The sequence below is a fragment of the Marinobacterium stanieri genome (assembly GCF_900155945.1).
GTDB lineage: Bacteria > Pseudomonadota > Gammaproteobacteria > Pseudomonadales > Balneatricaceae > Marinobacterium > Marinobacterium stanieri.
Map to the genome: position 1 here is coordinate 702,162 of NZ_FTMN01000001.1, position 25,230 is coordinate 727,391.

Below are 25,230 nucleotides of genomic sequence, written 5' to 3' on the forward strand. Positions count from 1 at the left end.
CTAGCATCCAGCTTTAGATTTATCAGAGACACCCTGCAAACAAAGAGGATAAGGACAGATGGAAAAACTGACCCCTAACGCGCTGGCGCTGGCGGTTGCCGCCGGTATGAGCATGACCGCCTGGGCAGAGGAGACCGTCGAGCAACAGGACGTGGTCATCACTGCTGCCGGTTTCGAGCAGAACATCGTCGATGCTCCGGCCAGCATCTCGGTGATCTCACGGGAAGAACTGGAGAAGAAGTCCTACAACTCCGTGGTTGATGCCGTTAAAAACATTCCGGGGGTCTACGTGACCGGTGGCGGCAACATGCAGGACATCAGCATCCGCGGCATGGATGAGCAGTACACACTCTACCTGATTGATGGTCGTCCCATCTCGGCCGGGCGCTCCGTCAACACCAACGGCTCCGACGGCGGCAAGCAGATCGCCCTGCCGCCCATCGCCATGATTGAGCGGATTGAAGTGATTCGCGGCCCCATGTCGTCGCTGTATGGCTCCGAAGCCATGGGTGGCGTCATCAACATCATCACCCGTCGCAGCAGCGGTGAGTGGTCCGGTACGCTCAGCACCGAGTTCACCAAATCCCTCAACGACGTGAACAATGATGAGCAGCAAGTGAACCTCTTTGCCGGCGGCTCGCTGATTCCCGGCCTGTTGTCAGCTCAGGTCAACGGCAGCTGGCTGGGGCTGGATGAAAGTGATTTTGCCGGTGCCGACGACAGCGCTGCCAGTAAGCCCGATACCACCCGTAAGCAGGGCGGGGTCAAATTCACGCTGACCCCCGATGAGCAAAACGCCATCTCCTTTGCCTACGATGCCGCCCGCCTGGAAGCCACCAGCACGCCGGGTAAAAGCATCACGACTGACAGCACCGGCTCCAACCGTCGCTACGACAAGGATGTGTATGTGCTGGGCCATGATGGGCGCTATGGCGATCTCTTCATGAACACCTTCCTGCAGCACGACGTGTCTGATCTGGTACAGGACGATACCAAACGCGAGGAGATCACCACGTTCAACTCTCAGGGCGCCTACTTCCTGGGTGACCACACCCTAACCTTCGGTGGTCAGTACAAGTACGAAGACTTCACTGACGAAACCAACGGCCTGCTGGATGCCAATATCCCCGGTGCAGTCAAAAGCGCTGACCGCTGGCTCGCTGCCGTTTTTGCGGAAATGGACTGGGCCGTCACGGAGAAGCTGAACCTCACCACCGGCCTGCGGTACAACGATGATGAGCTTTTTGGCGGCCACCTCACACCCCGTGTCTATGCCAATTACCGCATCGCCCCGGACTGGATGCTGAAAGGCGGCGTATCAACCGGCTACAAGCAGCCTGGCCTTGCAGATGCCACCGAAGGCTTTGGCCGCGGCACCGGTGGGGCTGGCTCCCCTGCTCCACACCCGCGAGCCGTGATCATCGGCAACCCGGACCTGAAACCGGAAGAAAGCATCAGCTACGAGATGGGCTTTGTCTTCGACAGCCCGGTATCTGACCTGAGCACCAGCCTGATGCTGTTCCACACCGACTACAAGGACAAGATTGCGGAAGAACGCCTGTGTGAGGACAGCGACTACGACCGCAATGACGTGTCAACCTGGGATGAATGCTCCTACGGCGGCAACCCGCATACCTTTGTCAGCACCCGCCAGAACATCGACGAAGCGGAAATGCGCGGCATCGAGCTAAGCCTTGATTACAACCTGACGCCGTCACTGCGCTTCAGCTCCAGCTACACCTATACCGATTCGGAGCAGAAATCCGGCGAGTACAAGGGTGAGCCGCTCAACAAGATTCCCAAGCATATGGTGAACGCCAGCCTGGATTGGCAAAAGTCCGCCGACCTGAACCTGTGGACGCAGGCTAACTACCGCGGCAAGACCTCCGATTACATGGGACGCCGCAGCATGTCCGATGGCACGCCCGGATACGGTTTTGTGGATGTCGGCCTGGCCTACCAGCTGACCGCCAATGCGCAGGTGAAAGCGGGTATCTATAACCTGCTGGACAAGGAAGTGACCAATGAAAGCTACGGCGTGGTGCTGGACGGCCGACGCCTGAACATGGGCTTGAACGTCAACTTCTAAGCCTGCAGCAACCGGGGCCTACCCCTTCGGGCCTCGGTTGCCTATCCCGGACAGGCTTTGCAGCGGCCCATTAAGAAAGCCAAAGCCTTAGCGAATACCCAGTTTTTTGATCTTCCGATGCAATGTAGACCGGCTCATACCCAGTGCAGTTGCAGCACGTGAAACGACCCAGCGGTTTTCTTCCAGAGCACCCAGGATCCTGTTTCGCTCCTGCTCACTGGCCATGCCCGCAACTACAGGTTCATGCCGCAGTGGTTGAGTTTCAGACAGGTGTGATCTCTGTTGCCTCTGGATCTGGAGCTCACTCTGCATCAATTCTTCAGGCAGATCTTCAACACGAATGACGTTGCTGTCGCACATACAAAGCGCGAACTCCAGAACGCTTTTCAGTTGCCGTATGTTGCCCGGCCAGCCATATTGGGCCAGCACATCAAATGCCTGGGCATCCAGTTCAATAGCCTTATCACTCAACTCTGAAACCAGCTGACTAATCAACGCCGCTTTATCCGCACGTTGCCGGAGCCCTGGCAGCTCCAGAGCCACACCGCTGATACGGTAGAACAGGTCTTCCCGGAACTGTCCTTCCTGAACCAGCTGTCTCAAATCACGGTGGGTGGCACTGATAACATGGAGATCAAGCGGTACCGGCTGCACCTCGCCAAGCGGCGTAATTTCACCTTCCGCCAGGACTCGCAGTAACCGCGCTTGAAGTGCCAGAGGCATATCGCCGATTTCATCCAGAAAAAGGGTGCCACCGCTACTGGCCTGAACCTTACCGACTTTCCCGCCCTTCAGTGCCCCCGTAAACGTACCGGCACTGTAGCCAAAGAGTTCACTCTCGATCAGCGACTCGGGGATGGCGGCACAATTCAACGTCACAAACGGCTTGTCACGACGATGACTGCTTTCATGCAGTGCTTTGGCCCAGACTTCCTTGCCCGTGCCTGTTTCGCCTTGCAGAAGAATGTTGATATTCCGGTTAATGACGCGCCTGGATATGTGGGCGTTTCGTCTCAACCGGTGATCACTGCCGGCAAGACGATCGAGTAAAGACGTACTTTCATGATCAGTTTCAGGCGTGCGGGCAGGCACTGATGAGTCCTGCGTTTTGACTACCTTCGGCGCTGTCGGCACCAGCCAGAGTGGTGCCGTTGATCCACTGGCCCATTCCAGTTCATTGGGTTTCAGCAAGGCCCTGTCCAAGGCGACACCTGCAAGCGAACAGAGGTTCTGCCCCATAAGTAAGGCACGTTCAGCCACTCCGAGCAGCATCAGAGCCTGCGTCGTTGCACCAATCAAAGTACCGCTGTCGTTACAGGCAAGCAGAGCCGTGCAATGCTCACTGGATACCTGCGAGTGGTTTGCCACGGCAAAGACATGCACAGCACGAAAGCTATACCTGAACATCGCAGCTTCTATTTGATCGGCGGAATCACAGACCAGGTTTTGTGCCAGGCCAACCAGTGTCCGGTTCTCCTGGGCGAAAGTGGAAATATCCAATGCGCCGATCATATCTCCATGGGGCGAGATCAGTGGCGCTGTTGAACAGCTGAAATTCCTCAACTCGCGACCAAAATGCTCGGCAGCGTGAACGGTCAGGGCTTCACCTGTTGCCAGGCAAGTGCCGACGCCATTGGTCCCGACCAGATTCTCGGTCCACACGGTACCAACACTCAGCTCTTTCTCTGCCAATTCACGCCCCTGCTGGGGGTCAATATACTGACGCAGAACGACACCCTGACGGTTTGTAACCAGCACGCAGTAGCCATTACCGCCACCAAAGCGACTCAGACGCTGGAATACCGGTTCGGCTGCATGCAGCAGACTATCCAGCTCATGCCGGTGCTGCTTCACTTCGGCATCACTCAAGCGAGGAGGCAGCAGGTCTCGTCCAGGCTCAAGACGATACTGATCAATGCACCGCGCCCATGAACCTCTGATGGCTGGCGGTGAGGCACTCCCCACTCCCTGATGATGCATTAATTGCGAATGACTGCTGTTGTCTGTACCCATGATGGCCTTTGGGGGCTTGCCCCTGATCTTGTTATTTCCCTCCATCATAGAGTGCTATTTCAGCGAGTGTCTACCCGCCGTCATATCTGTGTCATCAAGCACGACACTTTCGCTCAACCTGTCGCAGGCACCTGCGACACTCTGTAGCAAAGAATGCACTTCGAGCAAAAAAATCCTTATTTTTCAGCGCCTTGAAAACTGGCACGTGACTTGTATTACCTGAAGGCAGAAAAGACAGAGGGCAGCCCCTGTCAGTATCAGGCCGAAACAACAGAAGAATAAGGAGAGGTTTCGATGAAGCCGAGCCGAGAGCAGAAAGTCTGGATGTATGAGCACATGCTCACCAGTCGCTACTTTGAAGAGTGCATCGAGAAAATATACATGGAGGGCAAATCACCCGCCTTCAATATGGCCAAAGGCCCCATTCCGGGCGAAATGCACCTGTCCAACGGCCAGGAGCCCTGCGCTGTAGGCGTCTGTGCCCACCTGAAGCCTGAGGACATCGTTACATCCACCCACCGCCCACATCACGTGGCAATCGCCAAAGGGGTGGATCTTGATCGAATGACCGCTGAAATCTTCGGCAAAAAAAGCGGGCTCAGTGGTGGCCGTGGCGGGCACATGCACATCTTCGACCCTGCCGTGAACTTTTCCTGTTCCGGCATTATTGCTCAGGGTATGGGGCCAGCCGTAGGGGCTGCCTTGTCACGAAAACTGCAGGGGCTTGAAGGCGTTGCCGTCGCGTATATCGGTGAGGGGGCAGCCAACCAGGGCGCGTTTCATGAAACCCTGAACCTGGCAGCGGTGTGGAAGCTTCCGGTTATTTTTGTCATTGAAGACAACGCCTGGGGGATTTCAGTCTCCAAGCAAACCTCAACGGCCATCGAGCGTAATGACCGCCGCGCCGCCGCCTACAACATGCCCGGTCACTACATTCCCGGTAATAACCCGCTGAGCATCTTCGAGGTCGCTGGCGAAGCCATCAACCGTGCCCGCCTTGGCGAAGGCCCCTCCCTGATTGAGATTGAAACCGCACGTCTTGCCGGTCATTTCATGGGCGATGCCGAAGGCTACCGACCAGAAGGCGAGAAGGAAGCCCTGTTTCAGCGCGACCCGATTCCAGCCATGAAGCAACACCTTGAAGAAGCCGAGAGCTGGTCTGATGCCGAAGAAGCAGCCCTGCAATCCAGCACTCAAGCAAGAGTCGATGCAGCCATTCGCTTCGCCCGAGAAAGTGCCTACCCGGCACCGGAAGAGGCGATGGAAAAAGTATTCGTCTGACTGTTAAGACCGGCAAGAGGATAACAATAATGAGCCAATCAGAAAGTATGCAAGCCGCCGTCTGGCATGGTCGCCGTGACATCCGTCTGGAACAGGTTCCCCGCCCGGATGCCCCGGCACCTGACTGGGTGCAAATCAAGGTTCACTGGTGCGGTATCTGTGGATCGGATTTGCACGAATATCTGGCAGGCCCTGTATTCATTCCCGTTGATCAACCTCACCCGTTAACCGGTATTCAGGGCCAATGCATTCTGGGACACGAGTTCAGCGGCGAAATCGTTGCTCTGGGCGAAGGGGTCGAAGGCTTTTCCGTTGGAGACAGCGTCGCAGCCGATGCCTGCCAGCATTGTGGCAAATGTCCCTCCTGCAAGCGCGGCCAATACAACCTGTGTGAGCAGCTGGCATTTACAGGGCTGATGAACAACGGCGCCTTCGCCGAGTTCGTCAACGTGCCTGCCAACCTGCTCTATCGCCTGCCTTCCGACTTCCCCACTGAGGCCGGTGCCTTGATCGAACCTCTGGCGGTCGGCATGCATGCCGTGAAGCAGGCAGGATCTCTGCTGGGACAAACGGTTGTGGTGGTCGGCGCGGGCACAATCGGCCTGTGCACCATCATGTGTGCCAAGGCAGCAGGCGCGGCGGATGTCATAGCACTGGAAGTGTCCAGCGCACGCAAAGCCAAGGCACTTGAGGTGGGCGCCAGCAAGGTAATCGACCCTCGCGCCTCCGATGCATTGCAAGAACTACAGGCATACACCGGGCAGTTGGGGGCCGACATCGTCTTCGAATGCATTGGTCACAAAGACACCGTACAGCAATCCATCGACCTGCTTCGCAAAGGCGGAAAAGCGGTGCTTGTTGGTGTCTTCGAAGAGCCCAGCTCGTTCAATTTCTTTGACCTGGTGGCGACGGAAAAACAGGTCGTCGGCTCTCTGGCCTACAACGGAGAGTTTGCCGACGTAATCGCCATGATCAGTGATGGACGTCTGAATGTGGAGCCACTTATCAGCGGGCGTATCCATATCAACGACATCCTTGCGCAGGGGTTTGACGAACTGGTCAACAACAAGGACCAGAACGTGAAGATCATTGTCACGCCCGGTGCACCTCACTGATTCATCCACCTACTCAGACATTCATTTTTCAGGGAGCAACCCCATGACCGTTGCCACTATAAAAAAAGAGCGAAAGCTGACAATCGCTCGCGCCATGGCTGAAGCCATAGCCCAGGAAATGCGTACCGATGAACGTGTTTTTGTTATGGGTGAGGATGTTGGCCCTCTCGGAGGGGTATTCGGCAATACACGCGGCCTGTTTGACGAGTTTGGCGCCGAGCGCGTCCGCGATACCCCGATATCTGAAACCGCCTTTATGGGCGCTGCCGTCGGCGCTGCATCTGACGGTATGCGCCCGGTCGTCGAGCTGATGTTCGTCGACTTTTTCGGCGTCTGCTTTGATGCCATTTATAACCTGATGGCAAAAAACACCTATTTCGCAGGCGGAGAAGTACAGGTCCCCGTGGTGTTAATGACCTCAACCGGTGGCGGCTACTCTGACGCAGGCCAACACTCACAGTGCTTGCACGGCACCTTTGCTCATCTGCCGGGGATGAAGGTTGTAGCCCCTTCCAATGCCTATGACGCCAAGGGATTGATGACGGCTGCCATTCGGGACAACAACCCGGTTATTTTCATGTTCCACAAGGCCCTGCAGGGCATGGGTTGGCTGGGAACGGAAAAAGACGCCATCGTGCATGTTCCTGAAGAAAGCTACGAAGTCCCCATCGGCAAAGCAGCTGTGGTGAGAGAAGGCAGCGACCTGACCATTGTGGGACTGACCTCGGGCGTCCACCACGGTCTCAAAGCTGCGCGTGAACTGGAGAAACAGGGCGTCAGTGCTGAAGTCATTGATCTGCGATCACTGGTTCCACTGGATCGCGAAACCGTCATTGAGTCGGTGCGAAAAACCGGTCGCTTGATCGTCGTCGACGAGGACTACCAAAGCTACGGTGTCACCGGTGAGATCATCTGCTCGGTAGTCGAGCGCAATATCCCGCTCAAGGCAGCCCCGCAGCGCGTTGCGTTTCCCGATATTCCCATCCCCTTTACCCCGCCAATGGAGCAATGGGCGCTGCCCAACGCCGACAAGATCATTGCCGCATTCAATCAAATGGAGAACCCGTCATGAGCACAGAAGTACGTGTACCCGAGGATCTTTGGGAAGAAGACAGTGAAGCCGTCATCACCAGCTGGCTGGTCAGCGAAGGCGCGAATGTGGAAGACGGTGAAATGATTGCCGAACTGATGGTGCAAAAAATCCAGCATGAACTCCACGCCCCCGCTTCAGGTGTGCTGACCATCCTCAAGGATGTGGATGATGTCGTCAGCAAAGGGGACCTGGTTGCGACCATCGGGTAGGAGAGCAACACCATGAATATGATGACCGAAGACAAGCACACCGGGGTCACAACTCTCCCCATGCGGGGCATGCGCGGCATGATTGCCGACAATATGCGCCGCAGCCTTGATGAAGCAGCACAGCTGACACATCACGCTGACTGCGATGTCACCGAACTGCTGGCCACCAAAGCAAGGCTGGCCAGTCAGGACATCAAGGTTTCTGTGGAAGACCTGATCGCGCAGGCCGTTATCACAACCCTGGAATCCCACCCGGCCCTTAATGGCCGGGTTGAAGACAAGGAAATCCACTTGTACGACCAGGCTCACCTGAGCCTGGCAATGGCCCTCCCCGACAATCTGCTGGTCGCGCCAGCCATTTTCAATGCAGGCGAAATGAGCTTGCTGGAACGCAGCACCGCACGCAAGGAGCTTGCGCAGAGGGCTCGCAGCGGCAAGCTGAGCGTGAATGAAATGACAGGTGGAACCTTCACGCTCAGTAACCTGGGACTGTCACGGGTCAGGCACTTTACCCCCATTATCAACCGTCCACAGATTGCCATTCTGGGGATTGGCGAAACAGGGTTGCGCCCCTGGGTGATGCCTGATGGCAGTATCCAGGCACGTAAGATTATGGGCCTGTCACTGACCTTCGACCACCGAGCCGTTGATGGTGCTCCGGCAGCAAACTTTCTCAGTGCCCTGTGCACCTTGATCGAACAGGGGTGACAACATGAACACCACCTCTTTGGCCCTGGACAGTGGACAATCGAACGTTCTGACACCGGCACAAGGCCTGGCACAGGAGATGTCATTACTGTCAGCAGTGGCCAGCGGGGAGCGCCAGGAAGGCTTTCTGGCCTGGCGCTGCCAGCAGGCACTGATCGTACCTCGACGCCTGGCGCACAAGGCGGAATTCCACCTGGCCGCAAACCGTATGCAAGTTGAAGGCTGGCCTGTTCACATTCGCAGTACCGGGGGGGACCTCACCCCTCAGGCACCCGGTCTGATTAACATCGCCATTGCCTACCGCTGTAAACGTGAACCCGGTGCCATCGAAGCCAGCTACCGTGCTCTGTGCGACCCTCTGATCGAGTACCTGAAACAGCAGGGTATCCAGGCAAGCTGTGGAGCCGTCGCCGGCGCCTTCTGCGATGGTGACTACAACATCACCGTCGCAGGCAAAAAACTTGCTGGAACCGCACAGCGCTGGCGGCGTATCGCAGGGGTGCAAAAGGGCGACTTCGCGGTTCTGGCACATGCCGTGGTGCTATGCGATGAACCCATGCAGCGCTTATGGAACGCCGGCAACCGCTTTTATCAATATTGTGGCATGGAGCCCTACATCCGCCCCGAATGCCACATTTCAATGGCCGAGTTACTGCCCGGGGAACACGCAGCTGAACGACGTTTTACGGAGATCGAAAACGCCTACTCAACCTGCTTCTCCCGTTTTGACTGACTCCCTAGCCCATATCCTGTTAAACAAAAATAAGAAAACGGAGTGTATATGTTCAAAAAAGAACCCGCGCTTGCGCAGCCGAGCCTGAGTCGGCGCCGCTTTCTCTCATTTTCCGGTACCGCCATGGTGGGACTGGGTGCCATCAGCGCCGGCCTGCTCCCCGCCGCAAGCTGGGCAGCTTCACTGGTTGGTGAGCATGCAAGCCAAACCCTGCTGCGGATGGCCCGTGACATTTATCCCCATGACAGTCTGGATGACAAATACTACGCACAGGTCCTTCAGCCTTTGGCTCGGTCTGCCCGAAACGATGAACAGTTAAAAGCCATGCTCACCGAAGGTGTTGATGAACTTGACCGCCGTGCGCGGGCAATGAAATCAAGACCTTATATAGAGCTAACAGAAGAAGCTGATCGGGTCGAAATTCTGCGTGCGATTGAAGATCGCCCGTTCTTTCAACGCCTGAAGGGTGATCTGATGATGGGCCTGTATAACAACCCCGAGCTCTGGCCGACATTTGGCTACGGCGGCTCAGCCTGGGAAAAAGGCGGCTACTTGTACCGTGGCTACAACCAAATCGATTGGCTGTAAGGGGAGATGACAATGAGCACTCAATTTGATCTGAATGATGACAGCCTGGTGGTCATCGTAGGTTCTGGCGCCGGTGGTGGCACCCTTGCAAATGAACTGGCCCAGAAAGGCATTCGCAGCGTCGTGCTGGAAGCGGGAAAACGCTTCAAGATGGAAGATATTGAAAACGACGAGTGGAACATGTTCCACAAGATCTCCTGGCTGGACAAGCGGCATGTGGAAGGCCCATCACGACTGGCGCGGGACTTCCCCAATCTGCCCGCATGGATTGTTAAAGGTGTCGGCGGTGCCACCATGCACTGGGCCGGCGTTGCCATGCGCTTGCAGGAGCACGAATTCCGTATGCAGTCTGAAAACGGCACGCTGGCGGGCGCCAATGTCCTCGACTGGCCGGTCACACTGCAGGAGATGGAACCCTATTACGAACGCGCCGAAAAGAAGATGGGGGTATGCGGCACCAAGGCAACCGGTATGCCTTTTCACGGCCAGAGTAGCCACTACAAGGTTATCGCTGAAGGCGCACGCCGAATCAATGCCAAGTGTGAACAGGCCACATTAGCCATCAACACGGAAACACGCGATGGACGCCCTTCGTGCCAGGTGAATGGTTTCTGTATGCAGGGCTGTCGCATCGGCGCCAAGTGGTCAACCATGTATACGGAGATTCCCAAGGCGGAATCCACCGGCCTGGTGGAAGTCAGACCGCAATCCATGGCACTTCGTATTGAGCATGATAAACACGGTAAGGTAACCGGCGTGCTGTATGCGGATGCACAGGGCAATCAGCAGTTTCAAAAGGCACGCGCAGTAGCCGTGGCCGCCAACTCCATCGAGTCGCCGCGGCTCTTGCTGAATTCTGCTTCAGCCATGTTCCCGGACGGACTGGCAAACGGTTCCGGCCAGGTGGGCCAGAACTACATGACCCACACGACTGCAGGTGTCTATGGGGAGTTCGAAAAGCCTGTTCACATGTACAAGAGCACGGTAGTCCCCGGTATTGTGCATGAATGGAAAGATAACGATCCCTCGCGCGGGCATTACGCAGGCTATGAGTTGGAGATTCTGCACCTGGGACTGCCGTTCATGTCGGCATTTTTAAACCCGGGAGTATCGGGATGGGGGCGCGAAGTCGCCGACTCTTTGTCCAACTACGACAAGATGGCAGGTTTCTGGGTGTGCGGTGAGGACATGCCTGTCGAATCCAACAACATCACCCTGCATCCAACGGAAAAAGACCAATATGGCCTTCCTGTCCCTGTGGTGTACAAGGCTGACCACATCAACGACACGCGAATGCGTAACCATGCCATCGCCAAGGCAACAGAGCTGCTTGAAGCGGTCGGCGCAAACAAGGTCAATGTGCTCCCGCCCTACCCGGCCAGCCACAACATGGGCACCAATCGCATGAGCGCCAAAGCAAAGGATGGCGTGGTAAACCGCTGGGGACAATCACATGAAATTCCCAACCTGTTTGTGTCCGATGGTAGTCAGTTCACAACCAGCTCAACCGAAAACCCGACTCTGACGATTGTCGCCCTGGCCATTCGCCAGGCCGAATACATCGAGCAGCAAATGCAGCAAAACGCCATCTGATGGCCAAGCAAATCCAGCCCCTCTCTTCCTGGGCCTGAGCCCTTTGGCGTCCAATAACTGGACGCCTTTTTTGTTTTGTCTGCACCATGCTCACACGCCGACTCGCCAGCCGAATGTAAACCAGCGCCGAGAAGAAGCCACTTTCTTGCCAACCCATCCACAGAACCGGATACTTCAGGTTTTGTAAATTGGCGCACGAGGAATTGGCGTTGACACAGATTACCGATAACACAGTAGTGCAGTTCTTCTACACGCTGACCGATGCAGACGATACCCAGGTCGAAACCAACCACGGTGCCGATCCTATCGCTTATCTTCACGGCCACGACGGCATGATCCCGGCCATCGCTGAAGCGCTGGAAGGCAAAACAGCCGGCGATACCCTGCACCTCACCCTCACGCCTGAACAGGCATATGGCGAGCGTCAGGAAGGTCAGGAACAGCGCGTGCCGATCAAACACCTGCAAGGCCTGCCCAAAGGTGTGCGCAAATGGCAGCCCGGCATGGTAGCCGTAGTGCAGACGGATCAGGGCATGCGTCAGGTCACTGTCATCAAGCCCGGTCTGAAAATGGTGCTGGTGGATACCAACCACCCGCTGGCCGGCAAAACGCTGACCTACGATATCGAAGTTGCCGATGTACGTGAGGCAACCGATGAAGAGATCGCCCACGGCCACGCCCATGGCGTTGGTGGCCATCAGCACTGATGCTGAGCCGATCTCAACCGAAAACAGCGTCTTACACCTATGCTTAAACTGATATCCCAACTGTTACGGAGAAAACCTATGGCACGCGCAAGCGCACGTCACATCCTGGTCGCGACTGAAGCTGAATGTCAGTCCCTGAAAGATCAAATCGCCGAAGGCGCCGACTTTGCCGCACTGGCCAAGGCACACTCACAGTGCCCGTCAGGCCAGCAGGGCGGCGAGCTGGGCAGCTTCGGCCCCGGCCAGATGGTACCGGCATTCGACAAGGTCGTATTCAGCGCCCCGGTCAACGAAGTACAGGGCCCGGTCCAGACCCAGTTTGGTTACCACCTGCTGGAAGTGACCAGCCGCGACGACTGATCGCCTGAGGCATATTGCCTGCCAAACGGCCCCGGTTCAGTTTTATCTGAACCGGGGCCGTATTCTTTGTGCCCGACTAAAGGCCTCAAACAGAAACGACAGAGTTCACAGGAACAACCATGGCTGAATTTGAGCAACTCGTGATTGAAGACCTCATCGAAGGAACAGGGACCGAAGTGAAAAAAGGTGGCGCCCTGGTCACCGCCCATTATCGCGGATTTCTGGAAGACGGCACCGAGTTCGACTCCTCTTACGACAAGGGTCAGCCGTTCCAGGTCGTACTCAGCCGCAAGAAAGTCATTGCCGCCTGGGTTGAAGGCTTAAAAGGGATGAAAGTTGGCGGCAAGCGCAAGCTGCTGGTACCCGCTGAAATGGGTTACGGCGAACGTGGTTTCGGCGACAAGATCCCACCGAATGCAAATCTTGTTTTCGAGATTGAGCTGCTGGAAGCCTTGAACCGGGAGTGAACACACTCCAGGTATTTATACCAGGGAGCGGGCAGCGAAAGCTGGTAACCTCCTCGCCCGCTCTGACTAACGAACACGCACAGCCGATAACAGATTCCCCTGGTGCTGCACCTGGCTTCCACCTCCCAGGTTCCAGAGGCAGGCGCGTCTCCCCTGCCCGCCAAGGTGAAAATTATACAGAACGATAAAATCAATATTGCTATTATGTTTTCAATAAGATTTACTGATCATTATTAATAAGAATTTTGATCATCTAAAATCCTGTATAAAGCATTCAATTTTTTGCACTGTTATTTTCCATTGAAATAATATGCCCCCTTATGAATAAAAGTTAAAACACTTTCAATCATTTACCTACTACAGGCATTGATAATCTCACTGATAGAATTCACATCAATGGTTAACGACTTAACCACTTTAAAAATTTTGATATTGAATTTATACCGAGGTTAAAAATGTCTACTAAAACTTCTTCCGTTAAAAACACTATCGCTGCTGTCGCTTTTTCTGCTCTGGCTTTTTCAACCTCTGGTGCTTTTGCATCTACACTGGAGTCAGCTGAATATGGCAATACTGCATGGGACTGGTGGAAAAACGGCAGCAGCCAGATTGAAGCTGCATCAACCCAGGTCAATACTGATTACATTGCTCATCCTGAAACACGTTCATCCGAATTCGGTCACGTGCCTTTTAACAGCTGGAGCACTTCCAACGATAAGGATGCCACACTGGGCAGCAATGAGAGCTTCCGTGAAGTGAGTCCTGAATTTGGCAATTTTCCGATTAACTGGTACGAGGGTTAATCGTACCGATTAAAGCCAAGTCTATAGCCCACCGAAAGGTGGGCTAAAAGGCCGAGAAACCCTTTTAAATCCGCTTTAGAAAACGGCTACTCTTGCCATCACCTCACTGCTGAACGAGTTGCTCAGGCGTATCGATGTCGGCTATCACGCCGCTATCCTCCAGATCGATATAAAGCAGACTATCAGAATTTTCCCGGATAACGGTCCGAGCCCCCTCATCCCCATTCAGGTGAATGAGAGACGGCCAAAAATCACGTCCAAATAATACCGGGTGCCCAGGCATCCCCTGATAGCGGGGGCGGACAATTTGGCTGCGGCATCCGGCGCTTATCAGATTCGAGAATGTGTCTGTCTGTATACCGGGCATATCACCCAACATAATGGCGAGGCTGTCCACATCACTGAGCTTGGGGTCCGCCTGTACAGCTCGCACCGCATCAGCAATACTGGCACCAAGCCCCTGCGCTGCAGACGGCGCATGCAATACGGGAAGGTCAGCGGGAATCCCCAAAACTGTAGCATCGTCCTCTGGACGAATGACGACAGCTACCTGATAGCTAGCCGTACTAACCGTGGAGCGTAACTGTGCCAATGTGGTTGCCAGCAAAGTGCGCCCATCAGCCATAATCGCATGACGCTTGTCAGCGGTGCCAAAACGGCGGGAAAACCCCGCTGCCATCACCAGTACCAGAACCCTGGCGGCTTGTTCAGAGCTGATCACGTTTGATACCGCGCTGAACCCGAAGCACGTCAGCCATTACCGCCAGCGCAATCTCCGCGGGGGTTTTACTGCCCAGTGACAGGCCGATCGGCATCTGGATACGCGCCAGCTGATCCGGATTCAGTCCCCCGGTAGAGAGTAACCGCGCCGCACGCTTATCCGAGGTCAGGCGCGATCCCATCACACCGATGTAGAAGGCATCGGTGCGCACCGCCTCAATCATGGCAAGATCATCTATACGCGGGTCATGCGTCACCGCCACTACCGCAGTTTGCTGGTGGCAATTGCCGGGCTTGGCGATAAACATGGATGGCAGGATTTTCTCCAGTCGGACACCCGCCAGGCTAAAGTCCCGATACTCCTCTTCACGAGGCTCGCAAACGATCACCTCATAGCCGAGACTCACCGCAAACTCCGCACAGGGAATAGCGACACTGGAGAGGCCCGCGATAATCAAGCGCAGAGAGGGTCCCATACGCACGCTGACACGGTCTGTACCAACCTCCACCCGGGCACCACCTGAGCTATCCACCGCAACCAGGGAACAGGAGCCATCAACCAGAGAAATGCAGCGCAGCTTCTGTTCACGACCACGCATCACCGCTGCCAAATCGGCCAGATGATGACCGTTGCCCTCATCCGGCTCCAGCCGCTCGATCAGTACATCAAGGATACCGCCGCAAGGCAGTTGAATATGCGGCCGGTTATCCTCAGAGCGCAGTCCATACCTTTCGGTGCATACCCGCTGACTGAACTCGCCCGCCTGCAGCCGCTCAAGGAAGTCCTCCTCGACACAGCCGCCGGACAGAGAGCCCAGATGCCGACCATCAGCTTTCGCCACCATGATCGACCCCGGTTCCCGTGGGGATGAGCCAAAGGTGGAGAGCACAGTACAGAGCCAGACGGTTTCACTGGCGTTAAGCCATTCCCGCGCCTGCTCCACCACCTGTAGATCAAGATGCTGCATTAAATGCTTCGATTAACCTCTTTCTTAAACTGCACGGCGGGTCAACCTTTGAGCTGATCGGCGACAGGCAGGCTGCGGATACGCTTGCCCGATGCGGCAAAAATGGCGTTACACAGTGCCGGCGCCACCGGCGGCAGACCTGGCTCACCTACACCGCCCATCGGATGCTCCACGCTGTTATTCACGGCATAGGTATTGATCTGCTTCGGGATCTGGTTAATACGTGGCACCAGATAGGTATCGAAGTTGTTCTGCTGGATCACACCATCCTGCGCAGTAATCTCGGTCATCATGGCAATGCCGACGCCCATAACGCAGGCGCCCTCCAGCTGGGAAGCCACACGGTCCGGGTTGACCTGAGGGCCACAGTCAAAGGCGATATCGGCACGGTGGATAATCACCTCACCGGCGTCTGTCACCTCCACATCCATCACCACGGCACAGTAGGAGGCGAAGCTCTGGTGCACCGCCAGTCCAAGACCACGATTGGCGGGCATCTCTTTGCCCCACCCCGCTTCCCTGGTAGCACGCTCAATCACGGCACGGTAACGGGCAATGTTGATCGGATACTTGTCCGGATCTTCACCATAGTTGAACACATCACCTTGACTGCGCGGATCGATTTTTCGATCCGGGCCAAGCAGCTCCAGCAGGAAATCCTTGTGATCTCGACCTGCCTGATGCGCCAGTTCAGCCACAAAGCTCTGGATGGCAAAGGCATGGGGGAGGTTGTAAACGGAGCGGAACCAGCCGATACGAATATGCCCTTCCGCCTCACCGTTCTCCTGCTGGATCGCCGGGATATCGAACGGCATGTTACGAATTCCCATCCCCAGCTCAAAGTCAGACTTGTGCTCCGCACCCGGTGCAAACAGCGAACTGATACTTGGCGACAGGGAGCGATGCAGCCAACCGCTGACCTTGCCCTGATCGTCGAAGTAGGCTTCCAGATGCTCCAGCGCCACGGTGTGGAAAAAACCGTTATGCAGGTCATCCTCACGGGTCCACTGTACGCGCACCGGACGGCCGCCCATCGCCCTGGACAGGTCCGCCGCTTCGAACACATAGTCCGGCTTGGCTTTACGGCCGAAGCCTCCGCCCATCAAGCCGCACTGCACGATTACCTTTTCTGGCTCCAGCCCCAAGCGCTTGGCAACACCATCACGAGCCGCCTGCGGATTCTGCACCGAAGTCCAGACATCGGCGCTGTCATCGTTGATACGCACGATAGCCGCCATGGGTTCCATCGGCGCCTGCGCCATATGCGGCGCATAATAGTTCACGCTGAGCGTATCGGACGCCCCCGCTTTGGCTGCAGCGATATTTCCGCTGGAACGTGCCACCTTGCCTGGCTCCTGAGAGCGTTTTTCCAGCAGTTCGCGGAACGCCTTGGAATCGTAGCGGCCGTTGGCGCCGGCAGGCTCGTTATCCCATTCGATGCGAAGCGCCTGACGGCCCTTGATCGCCGCCCAGGTGTTTTCCGCCAGCACCGCCACGCCCCCCATGGGCTCAAAGCCGGAAGGCTGGGTCGCGGTCGGCATCTCGATCACCTTGACCACACCGGGTACGGCCAGAGCTGCACTGTCATCATAGGATTTAACGGCGGCGCCGTAGGATGGCGGGCGCGCAATCACCGCGTAAAGCATACCGTCCCAGCTGACATCCGCCGCGTACTGCGCCCGGCCGGTGAGAATATCCATGCCATCTGCCGCCAGCGGCTGCTTGTTTTCACCCCGGGGGTAGGCTTCCGGCTCGCGCATGATGTAGCGCCACTGATCCGGAGATTTCAGCGTCACGGTGTCACGATCAGGCACCGGCAGGTCTGCGGCAGCGGTGGCCAGCTCGCCAAAGCTCAGTGTCCGCTGGGTCGGGGTATGTATGACCAAATGCACACCGGCAGTACATTCGCTGATCGGCACGCCCCAGTGTTTGGCCGCCGCCTGCTCAAGCATGGTACGTGCAGCGGCACCGGCACGGCGCAGGGAATAAAACCAGTGGCGCATGGAACGCGAGCCGTCGGTATTCTGGTTTCCATACACCTCTTCGTGGGCGATCGCCTGCTTGACCACGACCTGATCCCAGTCGGCGCCCAGCTCATCCGCCACCACCAGCGCAACGCTGGTGCGAATCCCCTGGCCCATTTCGCCACGATGGTTAATCAGGGTCACGGTGCCATCGGGTTCGATACTGATAAATACGTCCGGGTTATCCACCACACCATGGGGCATGGCATCGCCGCCGTACTTCTGTTCTTCTTCGGCCAGGACGGGCGTCCAGCGTGCAGCAATCACCAGAGCACCAACGGCGGTCATCCCCTTGAGAAATCCGCGGCGGCTGACATTAGCCAGTTTTACATCGGCATCTTTTTCATCCGATTGCTCAGCACGACCGAACTTGCGTGGAAAAATGGACGTGCTCATGCCTTCACCTCCGTGAACAATGACTCATCAATAGCGGCGCTACCCTTCCGAGACGCGCGCTTGATCGCTTTGCGGATACGAGGATAGGTGCCGCAACGGCAGATATTACCGCTCATGCCGTTGTCGATCTGTTCATCTGACGGGCTGGGGTTGTTCTTCAGCAGAGACACGGCGCTCATCACCTGGCCACCCTGGCAATAACCGCACTGGGCCACAGCTTCATCCATCCAGGCCTCCTGTACAGCCTGTCCGACCGGGTCATTTTCCATCGCTTCAATGGTAGTAATCTGTTTGCCTTCAGCCTGGGAGATCGGTGTCATACAGGAGCGGATCGGGCTGCCGTTCAGATGTACGGTGCAGGCGCCACACATCGCCAGCCCACAACCGAAGCGGGTGCCGGTCAGTTTCAAGGTATCGCGCAGAACCCAGAGAATTGGGGTATCCGCTGGAACATCCAACGATTGGCGTTTACCGTTCACGGTCACTTCTATCATCGGTTCTTTCCTCCACTTCCCGCCCCCTTACCAAGGAGTCGGCTGACAGGCTGTTGGTTAGCTTTTTTATTACTTGCTACTGAAGACACAGGCTTTGCAGGCCTCAACAATGGCCAAGCGCTATCCAGCGCCAGCCTTATCTTGAAAACCAAAGCAGGAGAAGTCCGGAGCATGCTGCCGGCCTGCTCGCAAGGATATAGCTCAGTAGCAAAATTTTGATCATCTGAAAAAATAGATCAGGGAGGGAATAACTTAAACGTCTATTACTCGCTAATTCTTGCCTATTAATCTTTATCTGGCGCGTTACCCAGTAGCTGCTGACCGCTCTATTGCAAAAATCGGACTGCCCTGTAAGTCTTTCATGTATCACCTGTTGCTTAGGGTTTTCGAGGTATCCAAGCAGCCTGCGGCCCAGTAAACACGTTGTCGCATCATTCCCACCCCGCTTCCCCCCCTCCGCGTCCCAAAAAGTGTCCCAACAGATTCACCATAGCCACACGCGTCCCTGCATTCACTTGATGATTTGAACCCTGTCTACTCAGGTCAAAAAACCTTCTGACCGTTGAGACGACCGCACTTATCTGCAAATATCACGAGATATCACTGTTTATCAAAAAACGATCAATAGAGAGATTTTCTGGCAGCGCTAACATACGCAACGTCATCAACACACGGAGAAAAAACATGACTAAGCGTAAAAACCACGACGCCGACATCAAGAACCGCAACCTTGGAACTGATGGTACCAACATCACTTATGACAAGGCACAAGGACATCGAGGGTGGCAGAAGAACCCCAAGCAAGGCGGTCGTAAGAAGTAATTGCAAGCAGCAGGGGCACTCGCCCCCCCCTCCTCAAGGTCATAAGATGGATACGATGGAAAAAGGGAAAAACGCTCGTAAGAAACCATTCAAATGGACGAAAGAGCTGGTTCGTCTCGCCCTGAATGATGGATGGACCCAGCAGGACATTGCACAAAAATGCCGTACACAACAATCCATCGTCAGCGCTTGGAAAAAAGGCACGAAGAAAGCTTCCGAAGCACAGCTAATAGAACTACTCAAGATCTACGGCCACAAACTTAGGCGAAGTAGTTTTAGAGTCTATTGGAACCTAGACTCTGAAACGCTGGCCAAACGCTTCTTTAAAGTCGAAGGAAGAGTCATCCTTTCCCATGCGTTTTATGACCCCCGACGAGACAAGCACGGAAAGCTGGTAAAGAAAATTCCGACACTAAAGCTTGTCGTCCATCACCAAGGAGATGATCAGTTCAGAGCCGTTATCCAGAAAAGGATAACGTTAAGCAATACCAACGAAGAGATTGAATGCAGCATAGAAGATGCTTTCTGGTCCTCTACGATCTACAAGCCCATGACTTCTGCTGTACTTATCAATTTTGTAGACCAATTCGCGAACAAGGGACTACCTGGGCTTCCAAGCGATGCTTGTACTCTCCCTTTCATTATCCGCCAAGCGCTGCTGTATCACGGCTTCCTCGTTGAAGATGTTGAGGAGTACCCAGCTGTTTGGTAGCGTACTCTAACCCCCTATAGGACATGAGCACCTTGACGCTCTAATGAGTCGACGAACTCACTGTCTGCACACTCTATTGGGTTAGCCTCGTGTACTGCCCTTTGCACACACGATGCAACGCAGATACATCGGAATACATGGCCGCTGCCCTGCAACAGGGATAGAAGAAAGGGAAACTGATTATTCGAAACGTCGCCATGTTAAATGGGTATGGGGTGGGACCGCGCCCAAGCCGTCAGCCTCTGGCCGCTTGGGCGCAACCTTTTTTCTCTACCCGTGATTAAGTTTATCTTTTGCCATACGAACATCTCTCCGAATAGCTTTCAATACTTACCAGGAAACCTAATATTAAAAGTCGCATCCATCTTCCCACGGACAACATCTTCAAGTTTTCTGCATTAATACCTCTCATTTTCAGGTGATGGCCCGGCTGAAATATCAACTGCCGACTGAGTTGACTGCAACTCAAGGGCAACTAACGCGCACCTACATATTTGGATAGTTGGGCCCGCCCATCCCCTCGGGTACAACCCAGGTAATGTTCTGCGCCGGGTCCTTGATGTCGCAGGTCTTGCAATGCACACAGTTCTGGCCGTTGATCTGGAACTGAGGCCCATCATCACCTTCAACCACTTCATACACGCCCGCCGGGCAGAAGCGCTGCGCCGGTTCGGCGAACAACGGCAGGTTGTGCGCGATGGGGATAGCTGCATCCTTCAACTGAAGATGACAGGGCTGATCTTCTTCATGGTTGGTATTGGACAGGAATACCGACGAGGGTTTGTCGAACGACAGCACGCCATCCGGCTTGGGGTAGTCGATTTTCGAGACCTGATCCACTGGCTTGAGCTGGGCGTGGTCCTCGTGACGGTCATGCAGGGTGACCGGGATTTTGCCACCGAACCAGTTCTGGTCGACATAGTTGAACGCGCCACCCAGCCAGGTGCCCAGCTTGTGCATCGCCGGGCCGAAGTTGCGAGAGCGGTAAAGCTCGTCATACAGCCAGGAGTTTTTGAACGCATCGGTATAGCCGGACAGATCACGACCGCCTTCATCACCGGCCAGCAGGGCTGTGCTAATGGCTTCTGCCGCCAGCATGCCGGACTTCATTGCCGTATGAGTGCCCTTGATCTTGGCAAAGTTCAGCGTGCCGGCATCACAGCCGACCAGCAGCGCGCCGGGCATGGTCATTTTCGGCAGCGCATTAAAGCCGCCCTTGGCGATGGCGCGTGCACCATAAGACACACGTTTGCCGCCTTCCAGCACCGCACTGATCTCCGGGTGATGCTTCATGCGCTGAAACTCATCAAAGGGGCTCAGCCAGGGGTTTGAGTAGTTCAGGTCAGTGATCAAACCAACGACTACCTGGCTATTATCAGTGTGATAAAGGAAGAAACCACCGCTGGCACCAGCTTCGCTCAAAGGCCAGCCTGAGCCGTGCACTACCAGACCGGGCTTATGCTTGGCGGGGTCGATATCCCAGAGTTCCTTGATGCCGATACCGTAATGCTGGGGGTCGGCATCCTGATCCAGCTTGAAGCGGCTGATCAGCTGCTTTCCCAGATGGCCTCGGCAGCCTTCGGTAAACAGGGTGTATTTGGCGTGCAGTTCCATGCCCGGCATGTAGTTGGGGCCCTGCTCGCCGTCAGCGGTCACGCCCATATCGCCGGTGGCGATACCTTTGACACTACCATCATCGTTGAACAGCACCTCGGCTGCGGCAAACCCCGGGAAGACTTCCACGCCCAAAGCTTCGGCCTGCTCAGCCAGCCAGCGGCAGACATTGCCCAGACTGACGATATAGTTGCCGTCGTTGTGCATCGGTTTGGGCACGACAGCGTTGGGCAATACCGTTACGCGCTCGGCGTCTTTCAGCATCACCACGCGGTCTTCGGTCACCGCCGTATTCAGCGGTGCGCCCTGCTCCTTCCAGTCAGGAAAGAGTTCGTCCAGCGCGCGCGTTTCCATCACCGCACCGGAGAGGATGTGGGCACCCACTTCGGAGCCTTTTTCGACCACACAGACCGTCAGTTCCTGCTCGGCCGCCTGTGCCTGCTGCATCAACCGGCAGGCAGCCGACAGCCCGGCGGGGCCGGCACCGACGATCACCACATCAAATTCCATCGATTCACGACTCATAAAACACATACCTCATCATCGACAGAGTCCGGAACAGGCTGTAACGCACTCAGGCTGGCGATCACCGTATCCACAAACACGTCTGCATTACTTGAAATCGAAAAATAGCTGGCCCGCTGCAGCCAGCTGGAAACGAAGCCGTCAACCATCGCCTTAATCAGCCAGGAGGCCGCTTCAGGATCGACATTCACCGGCAACTGCCCACGGCGTATGCCATTTCGGATAACACTGAGTCGACGCTGGTGCTGGTAGTTCATGAAGCGGGCTACGGGGTCAGACACCTCGCGCTCACCGATACCCGAGCTCTCGCGGATAAACATCAGCATCATGCGCCTGAAGCTCAGGTCCACCTCAATTTTCTGCAAAATGCTGACCAGCAACTCACGCAGCTTCCCCAACGGGTCCTGCTCCTGATCAGACAGACTGGCATCACTGAGCTGCTTGAAGGGCTGGGAATAATGCTCGCAAATGGCATCGAATAGATCCCACTTGTTCCTGAAGTGCCAGTAGATCGCCCCCCGTGTGAAACCGGCTGACTTGGCAATATCACTGAGCCGGGTGGCGGCCACACCCTGCTCGGAGAAGAGTTCCAGCCCCTTTTCCATGATCGCCAGGCGTGTTGCGGCAGCTTCTTCACGAGTACGACGCATAACTCACCTCATTGGCGCCCGCAGGCGCCAGACTCGACAGCACTTTCAGCCCAGGAATCAGGCGCAGACCTCAAACAGGCCTGCTGCGCCCATGCCACCACCGATACACATGGCGATCACCACGTACTTCACGCCACGGCGACGGCCTTCCAGTAGCGCATGGCCCACCATGCGCGCGCCGGACATGCCGAACGGGTGGCCGATGGAGATGGCACCGCCGTTCACGTTGAGGCGGTCATTGGGGATGCCCAGGGTGTCGCGGCAGTAGAGCACCTGGCTGGCAAAGGCTTCGTTGATCTCCCAAAGGCCGATGTCATCTACTGACAGGTTAAAGCGCTCCAGCAACTTCGGAATGGCATAGACAGGGCCGATACCCATCTCTTCCGGCTTGCAACCAGCCACGGCGATGCCTTTATAAACGCCCAGCGGCGCGATGCCACGACGGTCCGCTTCTTCACGGCTCATCAGCAGCGTAGCGGCGGCACCGTCGGAGAACTGGGAAGCGTTACCGGCGGTGACGTGCTGACCTTCGGCGACCCACTGGCCGTCTTTCCATACCGGTGCCAAACCGGCCAGGCTCTCGTAGGTTGTCTGCGGACGGTTGCACTCGTCACGGTCTGCCACAACTTCCTTGTGACCGGCCGGTTTGCGGTTTTCATCGAACGTCAACTTCTGGGCGGTCAGCGGCACGATCTCGTCATCAAACAGACCCGCTTCCTGAGCCGCCGCTGTGCGCTGCTGGCTCTGCAGAGCGAAGCGGTCCTGCTCTTCGCGACTCACACCATAACGCTCAGCCACCAGTTCAGCGGTTTCGATCATCGGAATGTAGGCGCTGGGCACCACTTCCTTCACCGCTTCGGACTGGGCGCGGTAGGTGTTCTTGTGTTTGGTCTGAGTCAGTGACAGAGACTCGACGCCACCGGCGATGGCCACTTTCATCTCGCCCGCGATGATGCTCTTGGCGGCCACGCCAATGGTCATCAAGCCAGAAGCACACATGCGATCCAGCGCCATGCCCGGCACCGTGTCCGGCAAACCACCGGTATATGCGCACAGACGGCCGATGTTGTAGGCCTGGGTGCCCTGCTGTACCGCCGCGCCCATGATCACGTCTTCCACCGCTTCCGGCTCGATACCGGCGCGCTCGACCACCGCACGGACCACATGGCCGCCCAGCACCGGGGCTTCGGTATCGTTGAAGGAGCCGCGGAACGACTTGGTCAGCGCGGTACGCGCCGTGGATACAATGACTGCTTCGCTCATCTCGATTCTCCTTACTGAGCCGGATTAAAGGTGTAACGGCTGATAGTGTCGATGACGCAACCGGGACGATCGCTGCCTTCGATCTCGACGGTCACGCGTACGGTGGCCTGCACGGCCTGCTTGATCGGTTCCACGGCGATCACTTCACCGCGGCCACGAATGCGACTGCCCACTGGCACTGCCGCCGGGAAACGCACCTTGTCGCAGCCGTAGTTGACGCCCATCTGCAGGTTTTCCACTTCCATCAACTGAGGCAGGAAGAGGTTCACCAGCGACAGGGTCAGGTAGCCGTGGGCAATGCACTTGCCGAAGGGACCTTCAGCGGCTTTCACCGGGTCCACATGAATCCACTGGTGATCCCCGGTGGCCTCGGCAAACAGGTTGATGCGCTCCTGAGTAATTTCGATCCACTCGCTGCAGCCAAGGTCCTGGCCTTCGGCGGCCAGCAGACTTTCGGCACTTCCGAAAACTTGGTTCGCCATCTTCGACTCCTTAGGCATGCTGAGAGCTGACCGACAGCACTTCACCGGTCATGTAGGAGGAGTAATCGCTGGCCAGGAACATCATCACGTTGGCCACTTCCCATACCTCGGCGGCACGGCCGAACGCCTCGCGGCTGGACAGCTGAGCCAGCAGTTCTTCGCTGGAAGCCTTTTTCAGGAAGTCATGCAGCGCAATCGACGGTGATACCGCATTGATGCGCACGCCATGTTCGGCCGCTTCCAGTGCACTGCAGCGGGTCAGCGCCATCACACCAGCCTTGGCCGCGGCGTAATGTGCCTGCTCTTTTTGCGCGCGCCAGCCCAGCACCGAGGCGTTGTTGACGATGACGCCGGCACCACGTTTCTGCATGTGCGGCAGCATGGCGCGGGTCATACGGAAGGTGCCGGTCAGGGTGATATCCAGCACGCGATGCCACTCTTCATCGCTCATCTCGACCACGGTTTTCTGACCGCCAAGACCGGCGTTATTGATCAGTACATCGACGCCACCCAGCTTATCCTCGGCGGACACGATCAGCGCCTGCACATCTTCTTCGGTAGTGACGTTGCACAGCTGACCATAGACGGCGTCCAGACCGGTCTCCTGCTTCAGCGCAGCAACCGCCTCTTCCAGACGACGTGGATGAATATCGGAGATCATCAGCGCGCGGCAACCCTCTTCCGCGGCGCGTTTCGCTGCGGAGAAACCGATACCGGCACCAGCCGCGGCGGTAATCAGCACGGACTTGCCCTTGAGCAGACAGTGACCTTCAACGTATTTTGGAATAGTGCTCATGCCCT

The 25,230-nt window shown here is 56.2% G+C and carries 25 protein-coding genes; 15 read left to right on the forward strand and 10 right to left on the reverse strand.

The genetic code is table 11. The annotated features are described in order from the left end of the window. Positions 1-58: 58 nt before the first annotated feature. Positions 59-2,089 carry a TonB-dependent receptor domain-containing protein gene (locus BW956_RS03245; protein ID WP_076460776.1) on the forward strand — a complete coding sequence of 677 codons (2,031 nt, stop codon included), beginning with the start codon at positions 59-61 and terminating at the stop codon, positions 2,087-2,089. An 87-nt stretch (positions 2,090-2,176) separates the two neighbouring features. On the opposite strand, the gene BW956_RS03250 is transcribed toward BW956_RS03245, so the two are convergent. Further along, positions 2,177-4,069, reverse strand: a complete 1,893-nt coding sequence (locus tag BW956_RS03250) for a sigma-54-dependent Fis family transcriptional regulator (RefSeq protein WP_076460777.1) — start codon at positions 4,067-4,069, stop codon at positions 2,177-2,179. A gap of 327 nt (positions 4,070-4,396) precedes the next feature. Between BW956_RS03250 and BW956_RS03255 the strand changes: the two genes are divergently transcribed. From BW956_RS03255 to BW956_RS03310, 12 genes are all read left to right on the forward strand, one after another. After that, complete coding sequence (locus tag BW956_RS03255) at positions 4,397-5,383, forward strand: thiamine pyrophosphate-dependent dehydrogenase E1 component subunit alpha (RefSeq protein WP_175611957.1); 987 nt, start codon at positions 4,397-4,399, stop codon at positions 5,381-5,383. Positions 5,384-5,412: 29 nt separating this feature from the next. After that, a complete protein-coding gene (locus tag BW956_RS03260) occupies positions 5,413-6,498 on the forward strand; it encodes a 2,3-butanediol dehydrogenase (protein ID WP_175611958.1) in 1,086 nt (361 codons plus the stop codon). A 43-nt stretch (positions 6,499-6,541) separates the two neighbouring features. Beyond that, entirely contained in the window at positions 6,542-7,570 is a 1,029-nt protein-coding gene (locus BW956_RS03265) for an alpha-ketoacid dehydrogenase subunit beta (RefSeq protein ID WP_076460779.1), read from the forward strand. Further along, entirely contained in the window at positions 7,567-7,800 is a 234-nt protein-coding gene (locus BW956_RS03270) for a biotin/lipoyl-containing protein (RefSeq protein ID WP_076460780.1), read from the forward strand. The genes BW956_RS03265 and BW956_RS03270 overlap by 4 nt, the downstream gene beginning before the upstream one ends. A 12-nt stretch (positions 7,801-7,812) precedes the next feature. Further along, on the forward strand, positions 7,813-8,508 hold the full coding sequence (locus BW956_RS03275; protein WP_083702910.1) for a dihydrolipoamide acetyltransferase family protein: 696 nt from the start codon (positions 7,813-7,815) through the stop codon (positions 8,506-8,508). A 4-nt stretch (positions 8,509-8,512) separates the two neighbouring features. Beyond that, a complete protein-coding gene (locus tag BW956_RS03280) occupies positions 8,513-9,241 on the forward strand; it encodes a lipoate--protein ligase family protein (RefSeq protein WP_083702911.1) in 729 nt (242 codons plus the stop codon). A gap of 48 nt (positions 9,242-9,289) precedes the next feature. Beyond that, on the forward strand, positions 9,290-9,829 hold the full coding sequence (locus tag BW956_RS03285) for a twin-arginine translocation signal domain-containing protein (protein WP_076460782.1): 540 nt from the start codon (positions 9,290-9,292) through the stop codon (positions 9,827-9,829). Positions 9,830-9,841: 12 nt separating this feature from the next. Further along, complete coding sequence (locus BW956_RS03290; RefSeq protein ID WP_076460784.1) at positions 9,842-11,422, forward strand: GMC family oxidoreductase; 1,581 nt, start codon at positions 9,842-9,844, stop codon at positions 11,420-11,422. A 209-nt stretch (positions 11,423-11,631) separates the two neighbouring features. After that, positions 11,632-12,129 (forward strand): FKBP-type peptidyl-prolyl cis-trans isomerase, encoded by a 498-nt coding sequence (locus BW956_RS03295; protein WP_202798472.1) that lies wholly within the window; start codon positions 11,632-11,634, stop codon positions 12,127-12,129. Between the two features lie 78 nt (positions 12,130-12,207). Beyond that, entirely contained in the window at positions 12,208-12,489 is a 282-nt protein-coding gene (locus BW956_RS03300) for a peptidylprolyl isomerase (RefSeq protein WP_010322067.1), read from the forward strand. A 119-nt stretch (positions 12,490-12,608) separates the two neighbouring features. Continuing rightward, complete coding sequence (locus BW956_RS03305; protein WP_010322066.1) at positions 12,609-12,956, forward strand: FKBP-type peptidyl-prolyl cis-trans isomerase; 348 nt, start codon at positions 12,609-12,611, stop codon at positions 12,954-12,956. Positions 12,957-13,411: 455 nt separating this feature from the next. After that, entirely contained in the window at positions 13,412-13,759 is a 348-nt protein-coding gene (locus BW956_RS03310; protein ID WP_076460786.1) for a hypothetical protein, read from the forward strand. Between the two features lie 103 nt (positions 13,760-13,862). On the opposite strand, the gene BW956_RS03315 is transcribed toward BW956_RS03310, so the two are convergent. From BW956_RS03315 to BW956_RS03330, 4 genes are read right to left on the reverse strand one after another with little or no spacing between them, the layout of a single operon-like run. Next, positions 13,863-14,480 (reverse strand): nucleotidyltransferase family protein, encoded by a 618-nt coding sequence (locus BW956_RS03315; RefSeq protein ID WP_139327116.1) that lies wholly within the window; start codon positions 14,478-14,480, stop codon positions 13,863-13,865. Then, on the reverse strand, positions 14,467-15,447 hold the full coding sequence (locus tag BW956_RS03320; protein WP_076460787.1) for an XdhC family protein: 981 nt from the start codon (positions 15,445-15,447) through the stop codon (positions 14,467-14,469). Before BW956_RS03320 ends, BW956_RS03315 begins: the two co-directional genes overlap by 14 nt. A gap of 41 nt (positions 15,448-15,488) precedes the next feature. Continuing rightward, positions 15,489-17,867, reverse strand: coding sequence for a xanthine dehydrogenase family protein molybdopterin-binding subunit (locus tag BW956_RS03325; protein ID WP_083702913.1), 2,379 nt, complete (start codon positions 17,865-17,867; stop codon positions 15,489-15,491). Beyond that, a complete protein-coding gene (locus BW956_RS03330; RefSeq protein WP_076460789.1) occupies positions 17,864-18,361 on the reverse strand; it encodes a (2Fe-2S)-binding protein in 498 nt (165 codons plus the stop codon). The genes BW956_RS03325 and BW956_RS03330 overlap by 4 nt, the downstream gene beginning before the upstream one ends. A gap of 684 nt (positions 18,362-19,045) precedes the next feature. Between BW956_RS03330 and BW956_RS22380 the strand changes: the two genes are divergently transcribed. Both BW956_RS22380 and BW956_RS03335 read left to right on the forward strand, forming a co-directional pair. Continuing rightward, on the forward strand, positions 19,046-19,183 hold the full coding sequence (locus tag BW956_RS22380) for a hypothetical protein (protein ID WP_175611959.1): 138 nt from the start codon (positions 19,046-19,048) through the stop codon (positions 19,181-19,183). Between the two features lie 46 nt (positions 19,184-19,229). Further along, positions 19,230-19,895 (forward strand): helix-turn-helix domain-containing protein, encoded by a 666-nt coding sequence (locus tag BW956_RS03335; RefSeq protein WP_217695084.1) that lies wholly within the window; start codon positions 19,230-19,232, stop codon positions 19,893-19,895. Between the two features lie 486 nt (positions 19,896-20,381). On the opposite strand, the gene BW956_RS03340 is transcribed toward BW956_RS03335, so the two are convergent. From BW956_RS03340 to BW956_RS03360, 5 genes are read right to left on the reverse strand one after another with little or no spacing between them, the layout of a single operon-like run. Continuing rightward, positions 20,382-22,034 (reverse strand): electron transfer flavoprotein-ubiquinone oxidoreductase, encoded by a 1,653-nt coding sequence (locus BW956_RS03340; protein ID WP_076460790.1) that lies wholly within the window; start codon positions 22,032-22,034, stop codon positions 20,382-20,384. Then, positions 22,031-22,684, reverse strand: coding sequence for a TetR family transcriptional regulator (locus BW956_RS03345; protein ID WP_076460792.1), 654 nt, complete (start codon positions 22,682-22,684; stop codon positions 22,031-22,033). Before BW956_RS03345 ends, BW956_RS03340 begins: the two co-directional genes overlap by 4 nt. A 57-nt stretch (positions 22,685-22,741) precedes the next feature. After that, positions 22,742-23,947 carry an acetyl-CoA C-acyltransferase gene (locus BW956_RS03350; protein WP_076460793.1) on the reverse strand — a complete coding sequence of 402 codons (1,206 nt, stop codon included), beginning with the start codon at positions 23,945-23,947 and terminating at the stop codon, positions 22,742-22,744. A gap of 11 nt (positions 23,948-23,958) precedes the next feature. Next, complete coding sequence (locus tag BW956_RS03355) at positions 23,959-24,429, reverse strand: MaoC family dehydratase (RefSeq protein WP_076460795.1); 471 nt, start codon at positions 24,427-24,429, stop codon at positions 23,959-23,961. Positions 24,430-24,439: 10 nt separating this feature from the next. Next, positions 24,440-25,225, reverse strand: coding sequence for an SDR family oxidoreductase (locus BW956_RS03360; protein ID WP_076460797.1), 786 nt, complete (start codon positions 25,223-25,225; stop codon positions 24,440-24,442). Positions 25,226-25,230 lie beyond the last annotated feature (5 nt).